The organism is Streptomyces sp. NPDC002403 (assembly GCF_053593015.1).
This window is the reverse complement of the sequence record NZ_JBSFBQ010000071.1, coordinates 15,390-31,708: the sequence shown is the minus strand read 5'-3', so window position 1 is coordinate 31,708 and position 16,319 is coordinate 15,390. Positions and strand designations below refer to the sequence as shown.

14 protein-coding genes and 1 tRNA gene are annotated in these 16,319 nt (G+C 72.5%); 7 read left to right on the top strand and 8 right to left on the bottom strand.

What is annotated here, in order from left to right:
- The 4 genes from ACWCPY_RS38775 to ACWCPY_RS38760 form a co-directional block, all read right to left on the bottom strand.
- On the bottom strand, positions 1 to 965 hold a 965-nt coding region (locus ACWCPY_RS38775), incomplete at its 3' end, for a hypothetical protein (protein ID WP_451273211.1).
- A complete protein-coding gene (locus tag ACWCPY_RS38770; protein WP_451273209.1) occupies positions 962 to 2,029 on the bottom strand; it encodes a hypothetical protein in 1,068 nt (355 codons plus the stop codon). The genes ACWCPY_RS38770 and ACWCPY_RS38775, both read right to left, overlap by 4 nt.
- A gap of 141 nt (positions 2,030 to 2,170) precedes the next feature.
- On the bottom strand, positions 2,171 to 5,014 hold the full coding sequence (locus ACWCPY_RS38765; protein ID WP_451273213.1) for a glycoside hydrolase family 2 TIM barrel-domain containing protein: 2,844 nt from the start codon (positions 5,012 to 5,014) through the stop codon (positions 2,171 to 2,173).
- Between the two features lie 110 nt (positions 5,015 to 5,124).
- Positions 5,125 to 5,209, bottom strand: a tRNA-Leu gene (locus ACWCPY_RS38760).
- A 184-nt stretch (positions 5,210 to 5,393) separates the two neighbouring features.
- On the opposite strand from ACWCPY_RS38760, the gene ACWCPY_RS38755 reads away from it, so the two are divergent.
- The 3 genes from ACWCPY_RS38755 (at position 5,394) to ACWCPY_RS38745 (ending at position 7,995) form a co-directional block, all read left to right on the top strand.
- The gene (locus ACWCPY_RS38755; protein WP_451273207.1) at positions 5,394 to 6,719 is read left to right on the top strand and encodes a M20/M25/M40 family metallo-hydrolase; all 1,326 of its coding nucleotides are present in this window, start codon (positions 5,394 to 5,396) and stop codon (positions 6,717 to 6,719) included.
- 164 nt (positions 6,720 to 6,883) lie between these two features.
- Positions 6,884 to 7,117: a chaplin gene (locus ACWCPY_RS38750; protein ID WP_451273205.1), complete on the top strand. Its 234-nt coding sequence runs from the start codon at positions 6,884 to 6,886 to the stop codon at positions 7,115 to 7,117.
- 137 nt (positions 7,118 to 7,254) lie between these two features.
- A complete protein-coding gene (locus ACWCPY_RS38745; RefSeq protein WP_451273203.1) occupies positions 7,255 to 7,995 on the top strand; it encodes a chaplin in 741 nt (246 codons plus the stop codon).
- Positions 7,996 to 8,070: 75 nt separating this feature from the next.
- On the opposite strand, the gene ACWCPY_RS38740 is transcribed toward ACWCPY_RS38745, so the two are convergent.
- Positions 8,071 to 8,259, bottom strand: a complete 189-nt coding sequence (locus tag ACWCPY_RS38740) for a DUF5703 family protein (protein ID WP_072484370.1) — start codon at positions 8,257 to 8,259, stop codon at positions 8,071 to 8,073.
- Between the two features lie 47 nt (positions 8,260 to 8,306).
- Between ACWCPY_RS38740 and ACWCPY_RS38735 the strand changes: the two genes are divergently transcribed.
- Positions 8,307 to 8,963 carry a hypothetical protein gene (locus ACWCPY_RS38735; protein ID WP_451273201.1) on the top strand — a complete coding sequence of 219 codons (657 nt, stop codon included), beginning with the start codon at positions 8,307 to 8,309 and terminating at the stop codon, positions 8,961 to 8,963.
- Positions 8,964 to 9,022: 59 nt separating this feature from the next.
- Here ACWCPY_RS38735 and ACWCPY_RS38730 read toward each other — a convergent pair whose 3' ends face one another.
- Positions 9,023 to 11,269, bottom strand: coding sequence for an ATP-dependent DNA helicase (locus ACWCPY_RS38730; RefSeq protein WP_451273199.1), 2,247 nt, complete (start codon positions 11,267 to 11,269; stop codon positions 9,023 to 9,025).
- Positions 11,266 to 12,249 carry an aldo/keto reductase gene (locus tag ACWCPY_RS38725; protein ID WP_451273197.1) on the bottom strand — a complete coding sequence of 328 codons (984 nt, stop codon included), beginning with the start codon at positions 12,247 to 12,249 and terminating at the stop codon, positions 11,266 to 11,268. Before ACWCPY_RS38725 ends, ACWCPY_RS38730 begins: the two co-directional genes overlap by 4 nt.
- Positions 12,250 to 12,389: 140 nt before the next feature.
- Between ACWCPY_RS38725 and ACWCPY_RS38720 the strand changes: the two genes are divergently transcribed.
- Together ACWCPY_RS38720 and ACWCPY_RS38715 are read left to right on the top strand one after the other, a co-directional pair.
- Positions 12,390 to 13,439, top strand: a complete 1,050-nt coding sequence (locus ACWCPY_RS38720; RefSeq protein WP_451273195.1) for an LLM class F420-dependent oxidoreductase — start codon at positions 12,390 to 12,392, stop codon at positions 13,437 to 13,439.
- A gap of 206 nt (positions 13,440 to 13,645) precedes the next feature.
- A complete protein-coding gene (locus tag ACWCPY_RS38715) occupies positions 13,646 to 14,434 on the top strand; it encodes a ferritin-like domain-containing protein (protein ID WP_451273193.1) in 789 nt (262 codons plus the stop codon).
- A gap of 26 nt (positions 14,435 to 14,460) precedes the next feature.
- Here ACWCPY_RS38715 and corA read toward each other — a convergent pair whose 3' ends face one another.
- Positions 14,461 to 15,456: a magnesium/cobalt transporter CorA gene (gene corA / locus ACWCPY_RS38710; protein ID WP_451273192.1), complete on the bottom strand. Its 996-nt coding sequence runs from the start codon at positions 15,454 to 15,456 to the stop codon at positions 14,461 to 14,463.
- 59 nt (positions 15,457 to 15,515) lie between these two features.
- Between corA and ACWCPY_RS38705 the strand changes: the two genes are divergently transcribed.
- Positions 15,516 to 16,232, top strand: coding sequence for a histidine phosphatase family protein (locus ACWCPY_RS38705; protein WP_451273190.1), 717 nt, complete (start codon positions 15,516 to 15,518; stop codon positions 16,230 to 16,232).
- The last annotated feature ends 87 nt before the right edge of the window (positions 16,233 to 16,319 follow it).

Here is a 16,319-nt window from a genome sequence, read left to right as displayed (position 1 = left end):
GCCGGGTCCGTCACCGTCGTCAGCCGCACGGCGGGGTCGTAGGAGCCACCGGCCTCGCAGACCCGGGCGGGCCCGCCGTCGCCACCGACATGCGTGCGGGCCAGATCCTCGCGGTGCGCCCGGGGAAGCGTGAAGCCCTTGATGCCGCAGAAGGCTGCGGCATCCGCCTGCTCGCGCTCCTTCGGGGCGGGCAGGGCGCGCGGTGTCCGGTACGCACCGGAGCAGCCGAAGTCGCGGATGACCCCGTTGGTGGCCTCCACCAGCGCACGCGTCAGCGCCGTACGGTCCTCCCGCTCGTAGTCCGACCCGAGGCCGAGTCCGGTCGGCCCCATGGCGATGTCCACCACGGTGGGGCCGGTGAACTCGTCCCGCCCGGTGCAGCTCTGCGGCAGTGCCAGCCAGGCGCGCGACGACGAGGCCAGCCCCGGCAGCCCGTCGCCGAGCGAGGCCATGTCGGCCGCGAGGAACTCCGCGGGCCAGTCGCGCCCGTCCGTGCCGTACAGCCCGTCCAGCCGGTGCACCCGCAGGGTCACCTGGCGCCGGGCCCTGTCGTCCTTGTAGCTGGTGATGCGGCACTGCCCGTACGAGTCTCCCCGGCCCACCGGATCGGCCTGGAGGACCTGCTCCTCGACCTCGGTCCTGCGGTCACCGAAGAGGCCCGTCACGGCCGCGTCGCCGAGCGAGTCCCAGCACGGGGCCGGCCCCACCAGCGGCAGCGTGTCCGTGCGCCAGGCCACCGCGCCGGCACCGAGCAGCGCACCGGCCAGCCCGGCGGCGGTGACCGCGCGGGCGGTACGGCTGTGCAGCAGGCGGCGCAGGACCGGCACGCGCGCGGGGGCGGGCTCCGGCTGCGCGGACGACGGGTCCTGACCGGGATCGTGCTCCCGTGTTCCCTCGGCGGGGTCCGTCGTGTTCCCGCCGTCCACTTCCGTCGCCCCGTTCTCCACGGAGCCCTCGTCGCTCATGCGCCCTCACCGGTCCCGCATCCGATGCGCCTGCCCACGGACTCGGTGAAGCGCGTGAACACCGTGCGGTCGTCGGGCCGGCCCGCCCCCTTCAGCCCGGAGACGAGGTCCGCGTAGAACACCGTCCGCCGTCCGTGGCACTGGGTGCGCACGAGCCCGTCGCCGACACCCTCGGGAAGGCCCTCGAACAGGGCGACCAGGCGAGGTTCGGCCGTCATCACGTACTGCGCCGCCTGCTCGTCGGGCAGACCCCGCGCGCGCCACACCACCGAACACGTCTGGAGCCGTTCGTCGACCACGCCCACCTTCTCCTGGTAGGCGGAGCCCTTTCCGAAGTCGAGCGTGACACCGGGGATCCGGCACAGCGGGCTCCGGGCGGACTCGGTGTCCTCGGGGACCGTCACGAACGGCGAGGTCGTGCGCAGCGGCTTCTCCGGAGCGCAACCGGCCTTCCGCATACCGGTGTCGGCGGCCTCCAGCAGCATCCCGGTGACTGCGGACCGGGTGCCGATCGTGAACGGCATGGCCACCTTGCCCAGATGGCCGTCACCGGTGCTCGCGCTCCGGATCGTCACCGTGGCCGGCCTGCCGTCCACGTCGCAGGCCTCGGGCAGGACCAGCATGGCCCGGTCACCGGCGACCAGTCCGTCGAGCCCGTCGGGCAGTCGCGCACCCGAGCCGTCGAAGTACCGGGCGATCCAGGCACGTCGGTCCTCGGCCCCGGTGGGGACCGGACCGTACTCGACGGTGACCTGCTCCTTGAAGGAGAGCGGCTCGTCCGAGTCGTCGTCAGGGACCGTCGAGGTCACCGTGACCGTGCAACTGGCGTGGTGACGGGAGGCGGAGGGCGGCGCGGACTCGGTCGCGTTCCGCTCGGAGCCGGACTTGGCGAGCCCGTCGTCACCCAGGAAGTCCGCACCGCTGTCCTGCTCCCACGCCCCCCAGCAATAACTCTCCCGGAATGGCCAACTGTCCGTCGCCCACAGCCCGATACCGGAGACGAGCACCGCCCCGACGACCACCCCGGCCACTGTCGCGCCGCGCCTTCCGCGCCTGCCGCTCATCACATGCCCCCCGCGAAGAACCAAGATCGCGCAAAGCCCCGATGGTACGTCGTCGCCCCCGGAGCGCGGATCGGGGGCCCGGGCCCTGCCGTGGAACTGCCTTCTGCCGCGCGGAAGTTCGACGACCGGGCCCAGCGCGGATCAGCCCAGCGGTGTGAACACGAAGGAGAACTCCGCGGCCCGCGCGTCGAGCCGGTACTGCGGCAGCACGCCCGGACCGCACGAGCCGGACCCGATGCCCTGGACCGCGTGATCCAGATTGACCCAGACGGTCCCGCCGGCCCGCAGCCCCGTCCGGTGCTCCGCCGCGTCCAGCTCCTCGCTCGTCCACCGCCGCGCGGTGAACCAGAACGGCGCACCTCCTTCGGCCCGCAGCCCCGCACCGCCGTCGTCCGTCAGCTCCGCCCACCGGACGCCGGCCCGCGCCCCGTTCTCCTGCGGCCGCACGTACGGCGTCTGCATCCCGTCCACGGACATCCGCCACCGGCCGAGCACCGAGGCGGCCCGGGTGTCCGGGTACGCCTCACCGGGCCCGCCGCCGAACCACCGCGCCCCGCCGTACGCGGCGGGCAGCCCGAACCGGATGCCCAGCCTGGGCAGCGGCACCCGCCACTCGCCCTCCGGCACCACCGACACCACCAGCCCCAGCCGTTCCCCGTCGGCCGTCCACCGGTACGAGGCGCGCAGCCCCGGGCCGGCCCCGGCCGCAGCCACCCTGGTCCGTACGAGCAGCCGGTCCGCACCGGCCTCGACCTCGTCGGTCCGGTGCTGCATCCGGTGCAGCCCCAGCTCCCGCCACCGCACCCCGTACCGCTCCTCCGGCAGCCACGCCGCACCGTTGTCGTTGTCGGTGGGCGCCCGCCACACATCCAGCCGCAGCCCCTCCACCGGCACCGACCCCAGCCGCACCGGCGCCCCGGTCGCCGGGTCGAAGACCCCGGGCCCGAGGGTGATCGCCCCCGCGCCCCGCACCGGCCGCGCGCCCACCGGGGCGGCGGGGGCGACGGCCGCGCCCGTCTCCGTCTGTCCCCACGCCACCACATGCCCGCGCCCGGCCCAGGCGGTGTCCCGAGCCAGCACCGCCCGTACGGTCCACACCCCGGCACCGGCCATCGGCAACGGCACCCCGGCCGAGCCACCGGGGGCCAGCTCCGGCACGTCGAGCACACCGGATCCGACGGGCACCCCGTCCACCTCGTGCGACCACTCGAAGTCCAGGTGGGCCGAGCCCGCGAAGTCGTACCCGTTGGTGATCCGGACCGAGCCCGCACCGGCAAGGAGCTCGATCCGCACCGGCTCGACGACCTTCTTGTACTCGGCCAGCCCGGGGGAGGGGGTGCGGTCGGGGAAGAGCAGTCCGTCGCAGACGAAATTGGCGTCGTGCAGCTCCTCGCCGAAGTCCCCGCCGTACGCGAAGCCGTGCTCGGGGTGGGCGAGGCCGTGATCGATCCACTCCCAGACGAAGCCGCCCTGGCAGCGCTCGTACCGCTCGAACAGCCGCTGGTACTCCCGGAGCCCGCCCGGACCGTTCCCCATCGCGTGCGCGTACTCGCACATCAGGAACGGCATCGCCCGCCGCCGCGCGTCCGCCTCCGCGTCGGCCAGTGGCTCCTCCGCCCGGCGGCCGATCAGCTCGACCTCTGCGTGCGTCGGGTACATCCGCGAGTACAGGTCGACGTCCCGGCAGGACAGGTCGCCCTCGTAATGCACCAGCCGCTCCGGATCCCTGCCCCGGATCCACTCGGCCATCGCGCTCAGCCCGCGCCCCGTGCCGCACTCGTTGCCGAGCGACCAGATGATCACCGACGCGTGGTTCTTGTCGCGCTCCACCGTCCGCGCCGCGCGGTCGAGCAGTGCCGGGGTCCACCGCTCGTCGTCCACCGGGTTGCCGCGCCACTCCGGGCCGGAGAAGCCATGCGTCTCCAGATCGCACTCGTCGATCACCCAGAGCCCCAGCTCGTCGCAGAGATCGAGGAAGGCGGGGTGCGGCGGGTAATGGCTGGTCCGCACGGCGTTGACGTTGTGCTGCTTCATCAGCACCAGATCGCGCCGCATGGTCGCCGTGTCCACGGTCCGCCCGGTCTCCGGATGGAACTCGTGCCGGTTCACCCCGCGGAAGAGCACCCGCCGCCCGTTGACCCTGATGAGCCCGTCCTCGACCACGACGCTGCGGAACCCCACCCGCAGCCCGATCCGTTCGCCGGACGTCACCAGCTCCCCGTCGTACAGCCGGGGCGTCTCGGCCGTCCACGGCTCGACCGCGACGGTCACCGCCTCGCCCGTCGCGGCATCGACCCCCAGTTCGGGCACGAGGACCCGGCCCTCGGCCCCCTCGCACTCCACCCGCAGCGTCCCGGACCCGTCGCGGTGGTCGTACCCGGCGTGCACGAAGAAGTCCCCCGGTGCACCGCGAGGCCGCTCCAGCAGCGTCACGTCCCGGAAGATCCCGGGCAGCCACCACTGGTCCTGGTCCTCCAGATAGCTCCCCGACGACCACTGGTGCACCCGGACGGCCAGCACATTGCCCTCGGCCCGCAGCAGCCCGCCGACGGAGAACTCGTGCGGCAGCCGTGACCCCTTGAAGTCGCCCAGCTCCCGGCCGTTGAGCCAGACCCGGGCACAGGACTCCACCCCGTCGAAGCGCAGCACCACGTCCCCGTCCCCGGGCCACCCGGCAGGCAGGTCGAAGGTCCGCAGATGGTCCCCGGTCGGATTCGCGTCCGGCACCCTCGGCGGATCGACGGGGAAGGGGTACGCCACATTCGTGTAGGCGGGAGCGCCGCCGGCCCCCTGGAGAACCCAGTGCCCGGGAACCCCGACCGTCGCCCATCCCGAGGCGTCGAACCCGGGGCGCGCGAACGACTCGTCCCGGGTGGCGGCGCCCGGCGAGAGCCGGAAGCGCCACTCCCCGTTCAGAGACATCCGACCGGCGTCCGAGTCCGCGTACCAGGCGCGCGGCTCCAGCCCGCCGGATCCGGGCTCCATGTCCTCGTACCAGGGCAGGGCGGGCGCGTGTGTGCGGATCACGGGGACTCCTCGCTCGGGGCGCAACGCAAAGTGCCGATCAGGATATTTCCTGATCGGCACTTGCTCTGTGTCCGAGGGGGGACTTGAACCCCCACGCCCGATAAAGGGCACTAGCACCTCAAGCTAGCGCGTCTGCCATTCCGCCACCCGGACAAGGTGTCTGTCTCGCGGGCTCCGGCCCGTTCCGACGTGGAAAACAATAGCAAACATTCGGGGGTGCTCGATCACGCCCCGGACCGTATGAAGGGCGCATGACGAGGGGTGGGTGCCCTTGGGCCCGCGGGCCCGGCGCGGGAGGATGAGGGGGAGCACCACAGTGACGGTGGAAGGAAGCAGCGTGAGCGAGACCAGCACGGCCCGGACCGGCTCCGGCGAGGACGAGGTCGTCGACCTCTGTCGTGAACTGATCCGGATCGACACCAGCAACTACGGGGACCACTCGGGACCGGGGGAGCGCGGCGCGGCCGAGTACGTCGCGGAGAAGCTCGCCGAGGTCGGGCTGGAGCCGCAGATCTTCGAGTCCCACAAGGGGCGTGCCTCGACCGTGGCGCGGATCGAGGGCGAGGACCCGTCCAGGCCCGCGCTGCTGATCCACGGCCACACCGACGTGGTTCCGGCCAATGCCCATGACTGGACGCACCACCCGTTCTCCGGCGAGGTCGCGGACGGCTGCGTGTGGGGCCGGGGCGCGGTCGACATGAAGGACATGGACGCGATGACCCTCGCGGTCGTCCGCGACCGGATGCGCAGCGGCCGCAAGCCCCCGCGCGACATCGTGCTGGCCTTCCTCGCGGACGAGGAAGCGGGCGGCACTTACGGCGCGCGGTACCTCGTGGACAAGCATCCCGGCCTCTTCGAGGGGGTCACCGAGGCGATCGGCGAGGTCGGCGGCTTCTCCTTCACGGTGAACGAGAAACTGCGGCTCTACCTCGTCGAGACGGCCCAGAAGGGCATGCACTGGATGCGGCTGACCGTGGACGGCACCGCCGGTCACGGCTCGATGACCAACGACGACAACGCGATCACCGAGCTGTGCGAGGCGGTCGGGCGGCTCGGGCGGCACAAGTGGCCGGTCCGGGTGACCAAGACCGTGCGGTCCTTCCTGGACGAGCTGTCCGACGCGCTCGGCACCCCGCTCGACCCGGAGGACATGGAGGCCACGCTCGCCAAGCTGGGCGGCATCGCCAAGATGGTCGGCGCCACGCTCCGCAACTCCGCCGCTCCCACCATGCTCGGCGCCGGCTACAAGGTGAACGTCATCCCCGGCCAGGCCACCGCCCATGTCGACGGCCGGTTCCTGCCGGGTTACGAGGACGAGTTCCTGGCCGATCTGGACCGCATCCTCGGGCCCCGGGTGAAGCGTGAGGACGTGCACGGCGACAAGGCGCTGGAGACCGGCTTCGACGGCTCGCTCGTCGACGCCATCCAGGCCGCCCTGAAGGCGGAGGACCCGATCGCCCGTGCCGTGCCCTACATGCTCTCCGGCGGCACCGACGCCAAGTCCTTCGACGACCTGGGCATCCGGTGCTTCGGATTCGCCCCGCTGAAGCTGCCGCCGGAGCTCGACTTCGCGGGCATGTTCCACGGAGTGGACGAGCGTGTGCCGGTGGACGGTCTGAAGTTCGGCGTGCGGGTGCTCGACCGTTTCATCGACAACTGCTGACGTCTTGCCGGTTTTCCACCGACTTTCCGCACCAACAATCGGCAGCATGTGCGTATTTGACCGGAACGAGTGAAAGGGGCCACACGCTCGTAGCCCGATTAGCTCTTCCTCGTTACAAGTGATGCGGTCCGCGGCTGGGACCGCATTGCCAACTAGGAGGAACAATGATCAAGAAGATCGTCGCTGCTGCGGCTGTCACTGGTGGTCTGGTGCTCGCGGGTGCGGGCATGGCCGTCGCGGACTCCGGTGCCCAGGGCGCCGCTGTCGGCAGCCCCGGCGTGATCTCGGGCAATGACATCCAGGTGCCCGTCCACGTCCCGGTGAACCTGTGCGGCACCACGGTCGACGTGATCGGGCTGCTGAACCCCACCTTCGGCAACACCTGCATCAACGCCTGACGTTGTGCGTCAACCCGTAAGGGTTTGAATCCGGTCGGCCCCGAAGTGCACGCCATGCGCTCCGGGGCCGCTGGGTACCCCGCCCCCGCACGGTCAAGTCCGGGGGTATTCCGGAAGGTAGAAGGCAGGAACAACCTATGCGACAGGTCACGCGTAAAGGCCTGATCACCATGGCGGCAGCGGGCGGCGTAATCGCGCTGAGCGGCGGCTATGCGCACGCGGACGCGGGAGCGTCCGGCGAGGCGGCGAATTCCCCGGGGGTGCTGTCAGGGAATTCGGTACAGATCCCGGTCCACGTCCCGGTCAACGTGTGCGGCAACTCCGTGGACGTCGTGGCACTGCTCAACCCGGCGTTCGGGAACACCTGCGGAAACGGTTCGCAGGGTGACTCCCAGGGCAAGCACGTCTCCGGCAGTCACGTCTCCGGCGACCTCACCCAGGCGAGTCGGCCCGGCTCGGGCAAGCACCGGGCCCCGATCGGCGGCGGGGCGACGACCCAGGGCGTCGCGAAGGGCTCGCCGGGGGTGCTGTCCGGCAACAGCATCCAGGCGCCCATCGACATCCCCGTGAACGCCTGTGGGAACAGCATCACCATCGGCGGTCTGCTGAACCCCACGTTCGGCAACGACTGCGGGAACAGCACGGACGTCGTCACGCCGCCGCCGGTCACTCCGGTCACGCCTGTCACCCCGGTCACCGAGCACAAGCCCCCGGCGCCGGAGAAGCCGGCCGTGCCCAACGTGCCCGAGGAACAGAACGTCGTGCAGCTCGCACACACCGGAGCGGGCGGGCTCGACCTGCTGATCCCGGCGAGCGCGGGCCTGCTGCTGGCGGGTGCGGGCACGGTGCTCTACCGCCGCGCCCGGGCCGCCGCCTAGGCCCCAGGGGCCCGGGACGGCGACACGCGTACGACGAAAGAGGGCGGGCCCCGCGACTGCGGGACCCGCCCTCTCTCACCACGTGGCCCGGAGCTGGCGGATGATCCGCCGTCGCAGACGCACCCTGCGGCTGCCGTCGTGGCGCAGCGTCAGCCGGTCCAACTCCCAGTGACCGTACTCGGCATGGTCGGTCAGCAGGCGGGCCGTCTCCTTCCGGGACACCCCGCGCGGTACGTACACATCGACAAATTCGTATTCCGGCATCGCATCTATTGTGCGGGCAGAGGCCGTGTACGGATAGCGTCTGCACTATGTCTGATGCTGCGCAGCCCACGGCTGCCGAGGTACGCGCCGCCGCCGAGGCGGTCAAAGCCGCGCTCGACCACCACCTCGCGGCCGTCGAACGCCGGACCGGGGACGACGACGCGGCCGTCTACGACGCGTTCAACGCGCTGGCCGCTGCCGCCGAGTTCTACGACGAACTGCTCTACGACCGATACGACGAAGTCACCCCCTTCGAGATCCCGGGTGCGGAGGATTCACTGCCGCCGTACACCGGCCCCGAGGAGCCGAACGCACTCAGCGTTCTCATCCGGCGCGACTACGCGGTGGTGGAGCCACCGAGGCTGCTCGCACAGGCCCAGCGGATCGCCGACCTCGACCAGGACGAACGCGCCGGGAGCGCCGCCGTGGTCGGCTCCAGCGTCCACGCGGCGCTCGGAGTGCTCTTCGGGGAGTACGAACCGGACGAGATCGCTTCCCGGCACGCGGAGTTCGGCCTGGAGGAGGGCGACTCCACGCTCTGGGTCACCGCCGCCGAGGAGCTCCCCGAGGCGGGGGAATGGCTCGGCGCGCCCTTCGACGACGCGGATCCCCAACTGGTGGTCTGCCGCTTCGACGTCAGCGCCGTCTTCGACGAGGACGAACCGGACGAGGAACCGGCCCGCCTGGTGGTGGACGGCTCCTGATCCGCCGGCCGGACGGGCTCGCGACCGAGCCCGTCCGGTGAGGTCCTCGCCGGCCCGGGTCAGCGGGCCGCGGTCTCCAGCAGGGTGCGCAGCCGCGTCGTGCGGTCCTGGGCCGGGGACTGGGCGACGGCGCGCTGGAGCGCCTGATCCACCCCGTGCACCACGGACAGATGCCGCTCCCCGCGGCTGAAAGCGGTGTACACCCAGGAGCGGCTCAGCCCCTGTGCCGCGTCGCCCGGCAGCACGACGACCACCGCGGGCCACCGCATCCCGGCCGCCTGGTGGGCGCTGAGGGCCCAGCCGTGGCGCACGCAGGACGCCACCCGCTCCTGGGCCACGACGACCTCCGTGCCCGCGCAGTCCAGACGCAGGCCCTCGGCGTCCGCCGAGACGACCACCGCGGGCACGGCCCTGCCGGGCGCCGGGACGTGGACGACGCGGTCGCCCGGGTCGAAACCGCCGAACCGGCCCGGTCCGGGGTTGAGCCGCTGTTTCAGCGCCGCGTTCAGCGCCCGGGTGCCCGCCGAGCCGCCGTGGCCGACGGTGATCACCTGGGTGTCGGACGGCGGTACGCCGATGGCGCGCGGCACCGAGTCGGCAACCAGTTGCACGGTGCGGTGCACCGCCTCGCCCGCATCGCGGACCGGGACGATCACCACTTCCTTGCCGGGCGCGTCGACCTGGTTCAGCTCGCCGATGCCGATGCCGGAGACCAGCTCGCCGATCGGTCCCGGATCCGGTGTGCGGGAGACGATCTGGGGGCACGCACGGGCCGCGAGCACATCCGCGAACACCCGCCCCGCCCCGGCCGAACCCAGCACGCCGGGATCGCCGCTGAGCACCAGACGGGTGCCGTCGGCCAGCGACTCGACCAGGTTCGCGGCGGTCTCGACGTCCAGCTGCGGGGCGTCCAGCACGACGAGCAGGTCGACGGCGACAGCCCCCTCCTCGTCCCGCCCCGGGCCCTGTTCGCCCGAGAGCAGACCGGCCAGGGTGACGGCCGTCCCCGGATCGCCGGTCGCCTCGGCCAGCCGGCGCCTGCCGTCGGCGCTGTGCACGGCCCCCAGGGCACGCAGCCCGAGGTCGCGGGCCGCGGTGATCAGGGCGGCGGGCTCGGCCCTGGCCGCCTCGCCCCCGGTGTGCGCCACGAGGCCGTGGGCCGCGACCGCGCGGATCAGCTCGGCCGCCGACGGGGAGTCCGCGGCGGAGGCCGCCTCCGTCCAGTCGGCGTCCTTCTCGCAGGCGTTGACCAGGCGGGCCAGGCCGTCGGCGAGGCTCTCCTCGGCGAGCGCGTACCGGTCGAGGCCGAGCAGCACCTGCACCGGTTCGTTCCCGGTGTCCTCGCCGGGCTCCGCGGACGGACCGGATTCCTGACCGTCCTGGTCCCCCTGGTCCCCCTGGTCCCCCTGGTCCTCCTGGCCGTCCTGGAAGACCAGGACGACTCCCTCGGCGACGGCGTGCTGCACGGCCGCGTCGGGGTCGGCCACCGAGCGCTCGGCGAGCGCGGCCCGTACCTCCGAGGCATCCAGCGCCGTGTGGCCCCGCAGCGCGGCCCGTTCCAGCAGCCAGCCCACCAGGGCGGCGGTCCGCCGCTCGTCGTCCGGGCCGCACTCGGCCCCGAGCAGTGCGCGTGCGAATCCGTCCGCCTGCTCGGGCCTGACGCCCGGCACGGTCAGCAGCTGCCAGGGGTCGGCGCGCAGGATGTCGGCCGCCTGCGCCCCGAGGACCTCGGCCGCGGGTCCCGCCAGCGCTGCCGGAGCCCCGCCCTCGGCCAGCACGGCGGCGGTCGCGGCGACGGCCTCCGGCGGGGCGCCCTGCGGCGCCCGTGCCGGTTCGGGAGCGCGGGGGCGGGCCGGGGCGGGCGTGGGCGCGGTCCGGCGCGGGGCGGCGGGCGCCGGCGAGTCGAAGAACGAGGTGGCCGGCTGCTCGCCGCTCTCCACCGCGCGCACGGCCGCCAGCAGATCGGCCGCCCTGCCGCTCAGCTTCCCCCCGGCGGCGATGGGGCCTTCCTTCTCGGCCTTGCGCTTCTCGATCCGCTCCCGGAGCTCCCGCTGGGCGGCGAGCTCGGCCTCGGCCTCGCTGAGCGCCGCGGGCGCGGCCTCCGGCGCGTCCTCGGAACCGTCCCCGTCTCCCGACCCCTTCCCGTCGTCGGAACCGTTCCCGTCCCCGGAGTCCTCCCCGCTTCCGGAATCGTCCCCGTTCCCGTCCCCGGCGGGCGGGGCGGGCACGGTGGCGGAGGGGGTCGCGACGACGTCGTCGTCGGCGGCCGGGGAACCGGAGGTTTCCCCCCGGGGAAGCGCAGTCACAGCGTGCTCCAGTCCTGGTCGGGATAGCGGTGCACGGGCGCCGACACATCGTCGAGCGCCTGGCAGATCTCGTCAGGAAGACTAAGCGCCTCCACTGACAACGCCTCCGCGAGCTGCTGCGCGTTGCGCGCGCCGACGATCGGGGCCACCACCCCGGGCCGGTCCCGCACCCAGGCGAGAGCCACCTGGAGCGGTGTCGTCGCCAGCCCGTCCGCCGCGGTCGCCACCGCGTCCACGATGCGGCCCGCCGGTTCGTCGAGATACGGCTCGACGAACGGGGCCAGCAGCTCCGAGGCGCCGCGCGAGTCCGCCGGAGTGCCCGACCGGTACTTCCCGGTGAGGACCCCGCGGCCCAGCGGGGAGGACGGCAGCAGGCCGAGACCGAGATCGAGGGCGGCGGGCAGCACCTCGCGCTCCACGCCCCGCTGCAGGAGCGAGTACTCCATCTGGGTGCTCGCCAGCCGGGTGCGCACCCCGGGCGAGGCGAGCTGCCAGGTCGCCGCCTTGGCCAGCTGCCAGCCGCAGAAGTTCGACACCCCCGCGTACCGGGCGCGCCCGCTGGTCACCGCGAGGTCCAGCGCCTGAAGGGTCTCCTCCAGCGGAGTCACCGGGTCGAAGGCGTGGATCTGCCACAGATCCACGTGGTCGGTGCCGAGCCGTTCCAACGAGGCGTCCAGCGCGGCCAGCAGATGCCCGCGCGAGCCGTCGAACCGGCGGTACGGGTCGGCCACGCTGCCGGCCTTCGTCGCGATGACCAGATCGTGCCGCGGCACCAGGCCGCCGACGAGCTGCCCGAGCAGATATTCGGCCTCCCCGCCGCCGTACACATCGGCCGTGTCGACCAGTGTGCCGCCCGCCTCCCAGAAGGCTTTCAGCTGTTCGGCGGCGTCGTGCTCATCGGTGTCCCGGCCCCAGGTGAGGGTGCCGAGCCCGATCCGGGACACTCGAAGGCCGGTGCGGCCGAGATGCCTCTGCTCCATGGGGGCTGAGATTACTGGCCAGAACCCCACTCGGCGGAAGCCTGTGGACAACCCGGCGTCAAGTCGCCCCTGCCGGATCACGTCGCCGCGCGCTAGAGTCCGGAACCCAGGGACGTTACTGATCGGTAAGGGGAGCGGCTATGCGGCTCGGCATCAATCTCGGTTACTGGGGCGCGGGAATGGACGGCGACAACCTCGCCGTCGCCCAGGAGGCCGACCGGCTCGGCTACGACGTCTGCTGGGTGGCCGAGGCGTACGGCTCCGACGCGCCGACCGTGCTCTCCTGGGTCGCGGCCCGGACCGAGTCCATCGACGTCGGCTCCGCGATCATGCAGATCCCGGCCCGCCAGCCCGCCATGACGGCGATGACCGCAGCCACCCTCGACTCGCTCTCCGGCGGCCGGTTCCGGCTCGGCCTCGGCGTGTCGGGGCCGCAGGTCTCCGAGGGCTGGTACGGCGTCAAGTTCGACAAGCCGCTGTCCCGCACCCGGGAGTACGTCGAGATCGTCCGCAGGGCGATGTCCCGCGAGCGGCTCTCGTACGAGGGGCAGCACTGGACGCTGCCACTGCCGGACGGTCCGGGCAAGCCCATCAAGCTGACCGTCCACCCGCAGCGCGAGCACATCCCGCTCTACATCGCCGCGATCGGTCCGAAGAACCTGGAGCAGACCGGCGAGATCGCGGACGGCGCGCTGCTGATCTTCCCCTCCGCCGAGCACCTCGAGGACACCGCGATGAAGTACCTGCGGGCGGGCCGCGAGAAGGCCGGTCTGACCATGGAGGGCTTCGACGTCTGCCCGACCCTGCCGCTCGCCGTCGGCGACGACGTCAACGCCCTCGCGGACATCTTCCGTCCGTACACCGCCCTGTACGTGGGCGGCATGGGCAGCCGCAAGCAGAACTTCTACAACCAGCTCGCGCAGCGCATGGGCTACGAGAAGGAAGCGGCCGAGATCCAGGACAAGTACCTGTCCGGGGACAAGAACGGCGCCGCCGCCGCGGTGCCGCAGCAGCTGATCGACCAGACCTCGTTGCTCGGCCCGGTCGAGCGGATCGCCGAGCGGATGCAGGCCTACGCCGAAGCGGGTGTCACGACGCTGACCCTGGCCCCGGCCGGGTTCACCCTCGACGAGCGGCTCACGGCCCTGCGGGCCGGCACCGAGGCACTGGAACGCTCCGGGCTCGCGTAGCCTCGCCCGCACCACAGGGCAGCACTACGGCCGTGGTGGGGGCTCGGGGCCTCCCCGCCACGGCCGTTACGCATATCAACGCGCGCACGGTCCGGCGGTTACGGCGGCACGCGCCCCATCCGGCGTAGCCGGGGCCCGTTCCTGTTGCCCGGGTGGGTGCTCCGCACTTGACTGTCGCTCGGCGGACGCGCACGGAGGTGGCAGTGATGCTCTCGGCAAGAACCCTGTTCCAGGAGATTCTCGACGACGACGAGTCGTTCCGGCTGTTCTGCTCCATCGCGGCCGGCGGAGAGTCCCAGGGCGGCTGGGAGAACGGCCGCATCGCCGCCCTGGTGCCCGAGAGCCAGCGCGCCCTGGCGCCCAAGATCGCACGGCACGGCGCCGACGAGGACAAGCACGGAAGGATCTTCGACGCGCTGCTGAGGAAGCGCGGGCTCCGGCCCGCGGAGGTCCCGCACGAGACCGACTACACGATGCTGCTGGAGAAGTACGGCATCGGCCTCGCCCATGAGCAACTGCGGGGCGAGGAGCGGCTCTCCGAGCGCGACATCATCACCTATCTCGCCCACAGCCGGGTCACCGAGCAGCGCGCCTCCGAGCAGATGGCCCTGCTGTGCAAGTACTTCGCCGACCACCCCGACCTCGGCCGCGCCGTGAGAATGATCTCGGACGACGAGGACAACCACCTGGCGTACTGCCACGAGGAACTGCTCCGCTTCGCCCGGTCCGGACACGGCCGCACCATCCAGCACATCCTGCGCGAGTGCGCGCTCGCCGAGATCCGGGTGTACCGCGACGTCAGTCTCGCGGTGATGGATCACATGGGCCGCATCCTGGGCTGGTCCCGGGCCAGGGCGGCGGTGCTGGCCGCCGGGATCCACGGCGTCTACGCGTACGAACGGTCCGTGGGGTGGCGGCGGATGGTGAGCCTGGAGCAGCCCGAGCGGCGCGACGCGCTGGGCGGCCCCGCCGCGCCGGAGCCGGATCTCGCCTGAACACGGGCCGGGCGCCGGCCCGCCCGTCAGAGCCAGCCGCGGCGCTTGAACTGCCGGTACAGCCCGAAGACCACGGCGGCCATCAGCGCGATCACCGCCGGATAGGCCCACACCCAGCGGAGTTCCGGCATGTGATCGAAGTTCATGCCGTAGATCCCCGCCACCATCGTCGGCACGGCGGCCATCGCCGCCCAGGCCGAGATCTTGCGCATGTCGTCGTTCTGCCGCACGCCCACCTGGGCCAGATGGGCCGAGAGGATGTCGGAGAGCAGCCGGTCCAGCCCCTCCACGTACTCGTTGGCGCGCGTCAGATGGTCGCCGACGTCGCGGAAGAACGGCTGCGAGTGTTCGTGGACGTACGGCACGTCCGCGCTCGCCAGCCGGGCCATGGGGGCGCTCAGCGGCCCGGCGGCCCGGCGGAACTCCAGGATCTGCCGCTTGAAGGTGTAGATGCGGGCCGCGGTGCTCTTGGTGTCGCCGACGCCGGTCGGCGCGAACACCTCGGTCTCCAGCTCCTCCAGGTCGACCTGGAGCTCGCCCGCCACCTCTATGTAGTGGTCGACGACGGCATCGCTGATCGCGTACAGCACCGCGGTCGGCCCGTGCTTGAGCACCTCGGGCTCGGCCTCCAGCCGACGGCGTACCGCGGCCAGCGGCGCGCCCTCCCCGTGCCGGACGGTCACGACGAACGAATCGCCGATGAAGGCCATCAGCTCGTCGGCGGTGACCCTGTCGCTCGCCTGCTCGTACACCACCGGTTTGATGACGGCGAACAGCGAGTCGTCGTACACCTCCAGCTTGGGGCGCTGGTGTGCGCTCAGCGCGTCCTCCACCGCCAGCGGATGCAGTCCGAACTCGCTGCTGACGAGCGCGAACTCCTTCTCCGTCGGTTCGTGCAGCCCGATCCAGAGGAACGCGTCCCCGGTGGCCCGTGCCTCGTCGAGGGCGTCGGAGAGGTCGGCGGGGCCGTCGGTGCGGCGCCCGTCCCGGTAGATGGCACAGTCCACGATCACGGCGCGCATTCTTCCCTGCCGCGGTCCTGGGCGCACCTCACCACCGGCGGCGGCCTACGCTGGCCCGTATGCCCACCCTGATCCTCGTACGTCATGGACGCTCCACCGCCAACACGGCCGGGGTGCTCGCGGGCCGCACCCCGGGTGTCGCGCTCGACGAGCGCGGTGCCGAACAGGCCGCGGCACTGCCCGGACGGCTCGCCGGTCTGCCGCTGGCCGCGGCCGTCAGCAGCCCCCTGCAGCGCTGCCGGGAGACCCTGCGGCCGCTGCTCGCCGCCCGGCCGGAGCTGGAACTGCACACCGAGGAGCGGATCAGCGAGTGCGACTACGGCGACTGGTCGGGGCGCAAGCTCGCGGAACTCGCCGACGAACCGCTGATGGGCGTCGTGCAGCAGCATCCGTCGGCCGCGGCGTTCCCCGGCGGTGAGTCGATGCGCGGCATGCAGGCGCGCGCGGTCGACGCCGTGCGGGACTGGAACGCCCGCATCGAGGCCGGGCACGGCGACGACGCCGTCTACGTGATGTGCTCGCACGGCGACATCATCAAGGCGCTGGTCGCCGACGCGCTCGGCATGCACCTCGACCTCTTCCAGCGGATCCACGCCGACCCCTGCTCGGTCACCGCGATCCGCTACACCAGGCTGCGGCCCTTCCTGCTGCGGCTCGGCGACACCGGGGATCTCGGATCGCTGGCGCCGCGCGAGCATCCCGGTCCGGCGGACCCCGGCGGGCGCCCGGAGGCGGACGCCGACGCGGCTGTCGGCGGCGGCGCTGGGGCGCCGTGATCGCTTCGCGCAGTAGGGTGGACGCTCCGTAGGCGCCTTGCCCCGGGGAACCTCCCGCGGACCCGGCCGCCCCCATCCACCGTCGAT

Excerpts from the sequence above, each read along its gene's own strand:
- ACWCPY_RS38770 (WP_451273209.1), bottom strand. The coding sequence starts at position 2,029 with ATGAGCGGCAGGCGCGGAAGGCGCGGCGCGACAGTGGCCGGGGTGGTC.
- ACWCPY_RS38765 (WP_451273213.1), bottom strand. The coding sequence starts at position 5,014 with ATGGAGCCCGGATCCGGCGGGCTGGAGCCGCGCGCCTGGTACGCGGAC.
- ACWCPY_RS38750 (WP_451273205.1), top strand. The coding sequence starts at position 6,884 with ATGATCAAGAAGATCGTCGCTGCTGCGGCTGTCACTGGTGGTCTGGTG.
- ACWCPY_RS38745 (WP_451273203.1), top strand. The coding sequence starts at position 7,255 with ATGCGACAGGTCACGCGTAAAGGCCTGATCACCATGGCGGCAGCGGGC.
- ACWCPY_RS38740 (WP_072484370.1), bottom strand. The coding sequence starts at position 8,259 with ATGCCGGAATACGAATTTGTCGATGTGTACGTACCGCGCGGGGTGTCC.
- ACWCPY_RS38735 (WP_451273201.1), top strand. The coding sequence starts at position 8,307 with ATGTCTGATGCTGCGCAGCCCACGGCTGCCGAGGTACGCGCCGCCGCC.
- ACWCPY_RS38725 (WP_451273197.1), bottom strand. The coding sequence starts at position 12,249 with ATGGAGCAGAGGCATCTCGGCCGCACCGGCCTTCGAGTGTCCCGGATC.
- ACWCPY_RS38720 (WP_451273195.1), top strand. The coding sequence starts at position 12,390 with ATGCGGCTCGGCATCAATCTCGGTTACTGGGGCGCGGGAATGGACGGC.
- ACWCPY_RS38715 (WP_451273193.1), top strand. The coding sequence starts at position 13,646 with ATGCTCTCGGCAAGAACCCTGTTCCAGGAGATTCTCGACGACGACGAG.
- corA (WP_451273192.1), bottom strand. The coding sequence starts at position 15,456 with ATGCGCGCCGTGATCGTGGACTGTGCCATCTACCGGGACGGGCGCCGC.
- ACWCPY_RS38705 (WP_451273190.1), top strand. The coding sequence starts at position 15,516 with ATGCCCACCCTGATCCTCGTACGTCATGGACGCTCCACCGCCAACACG.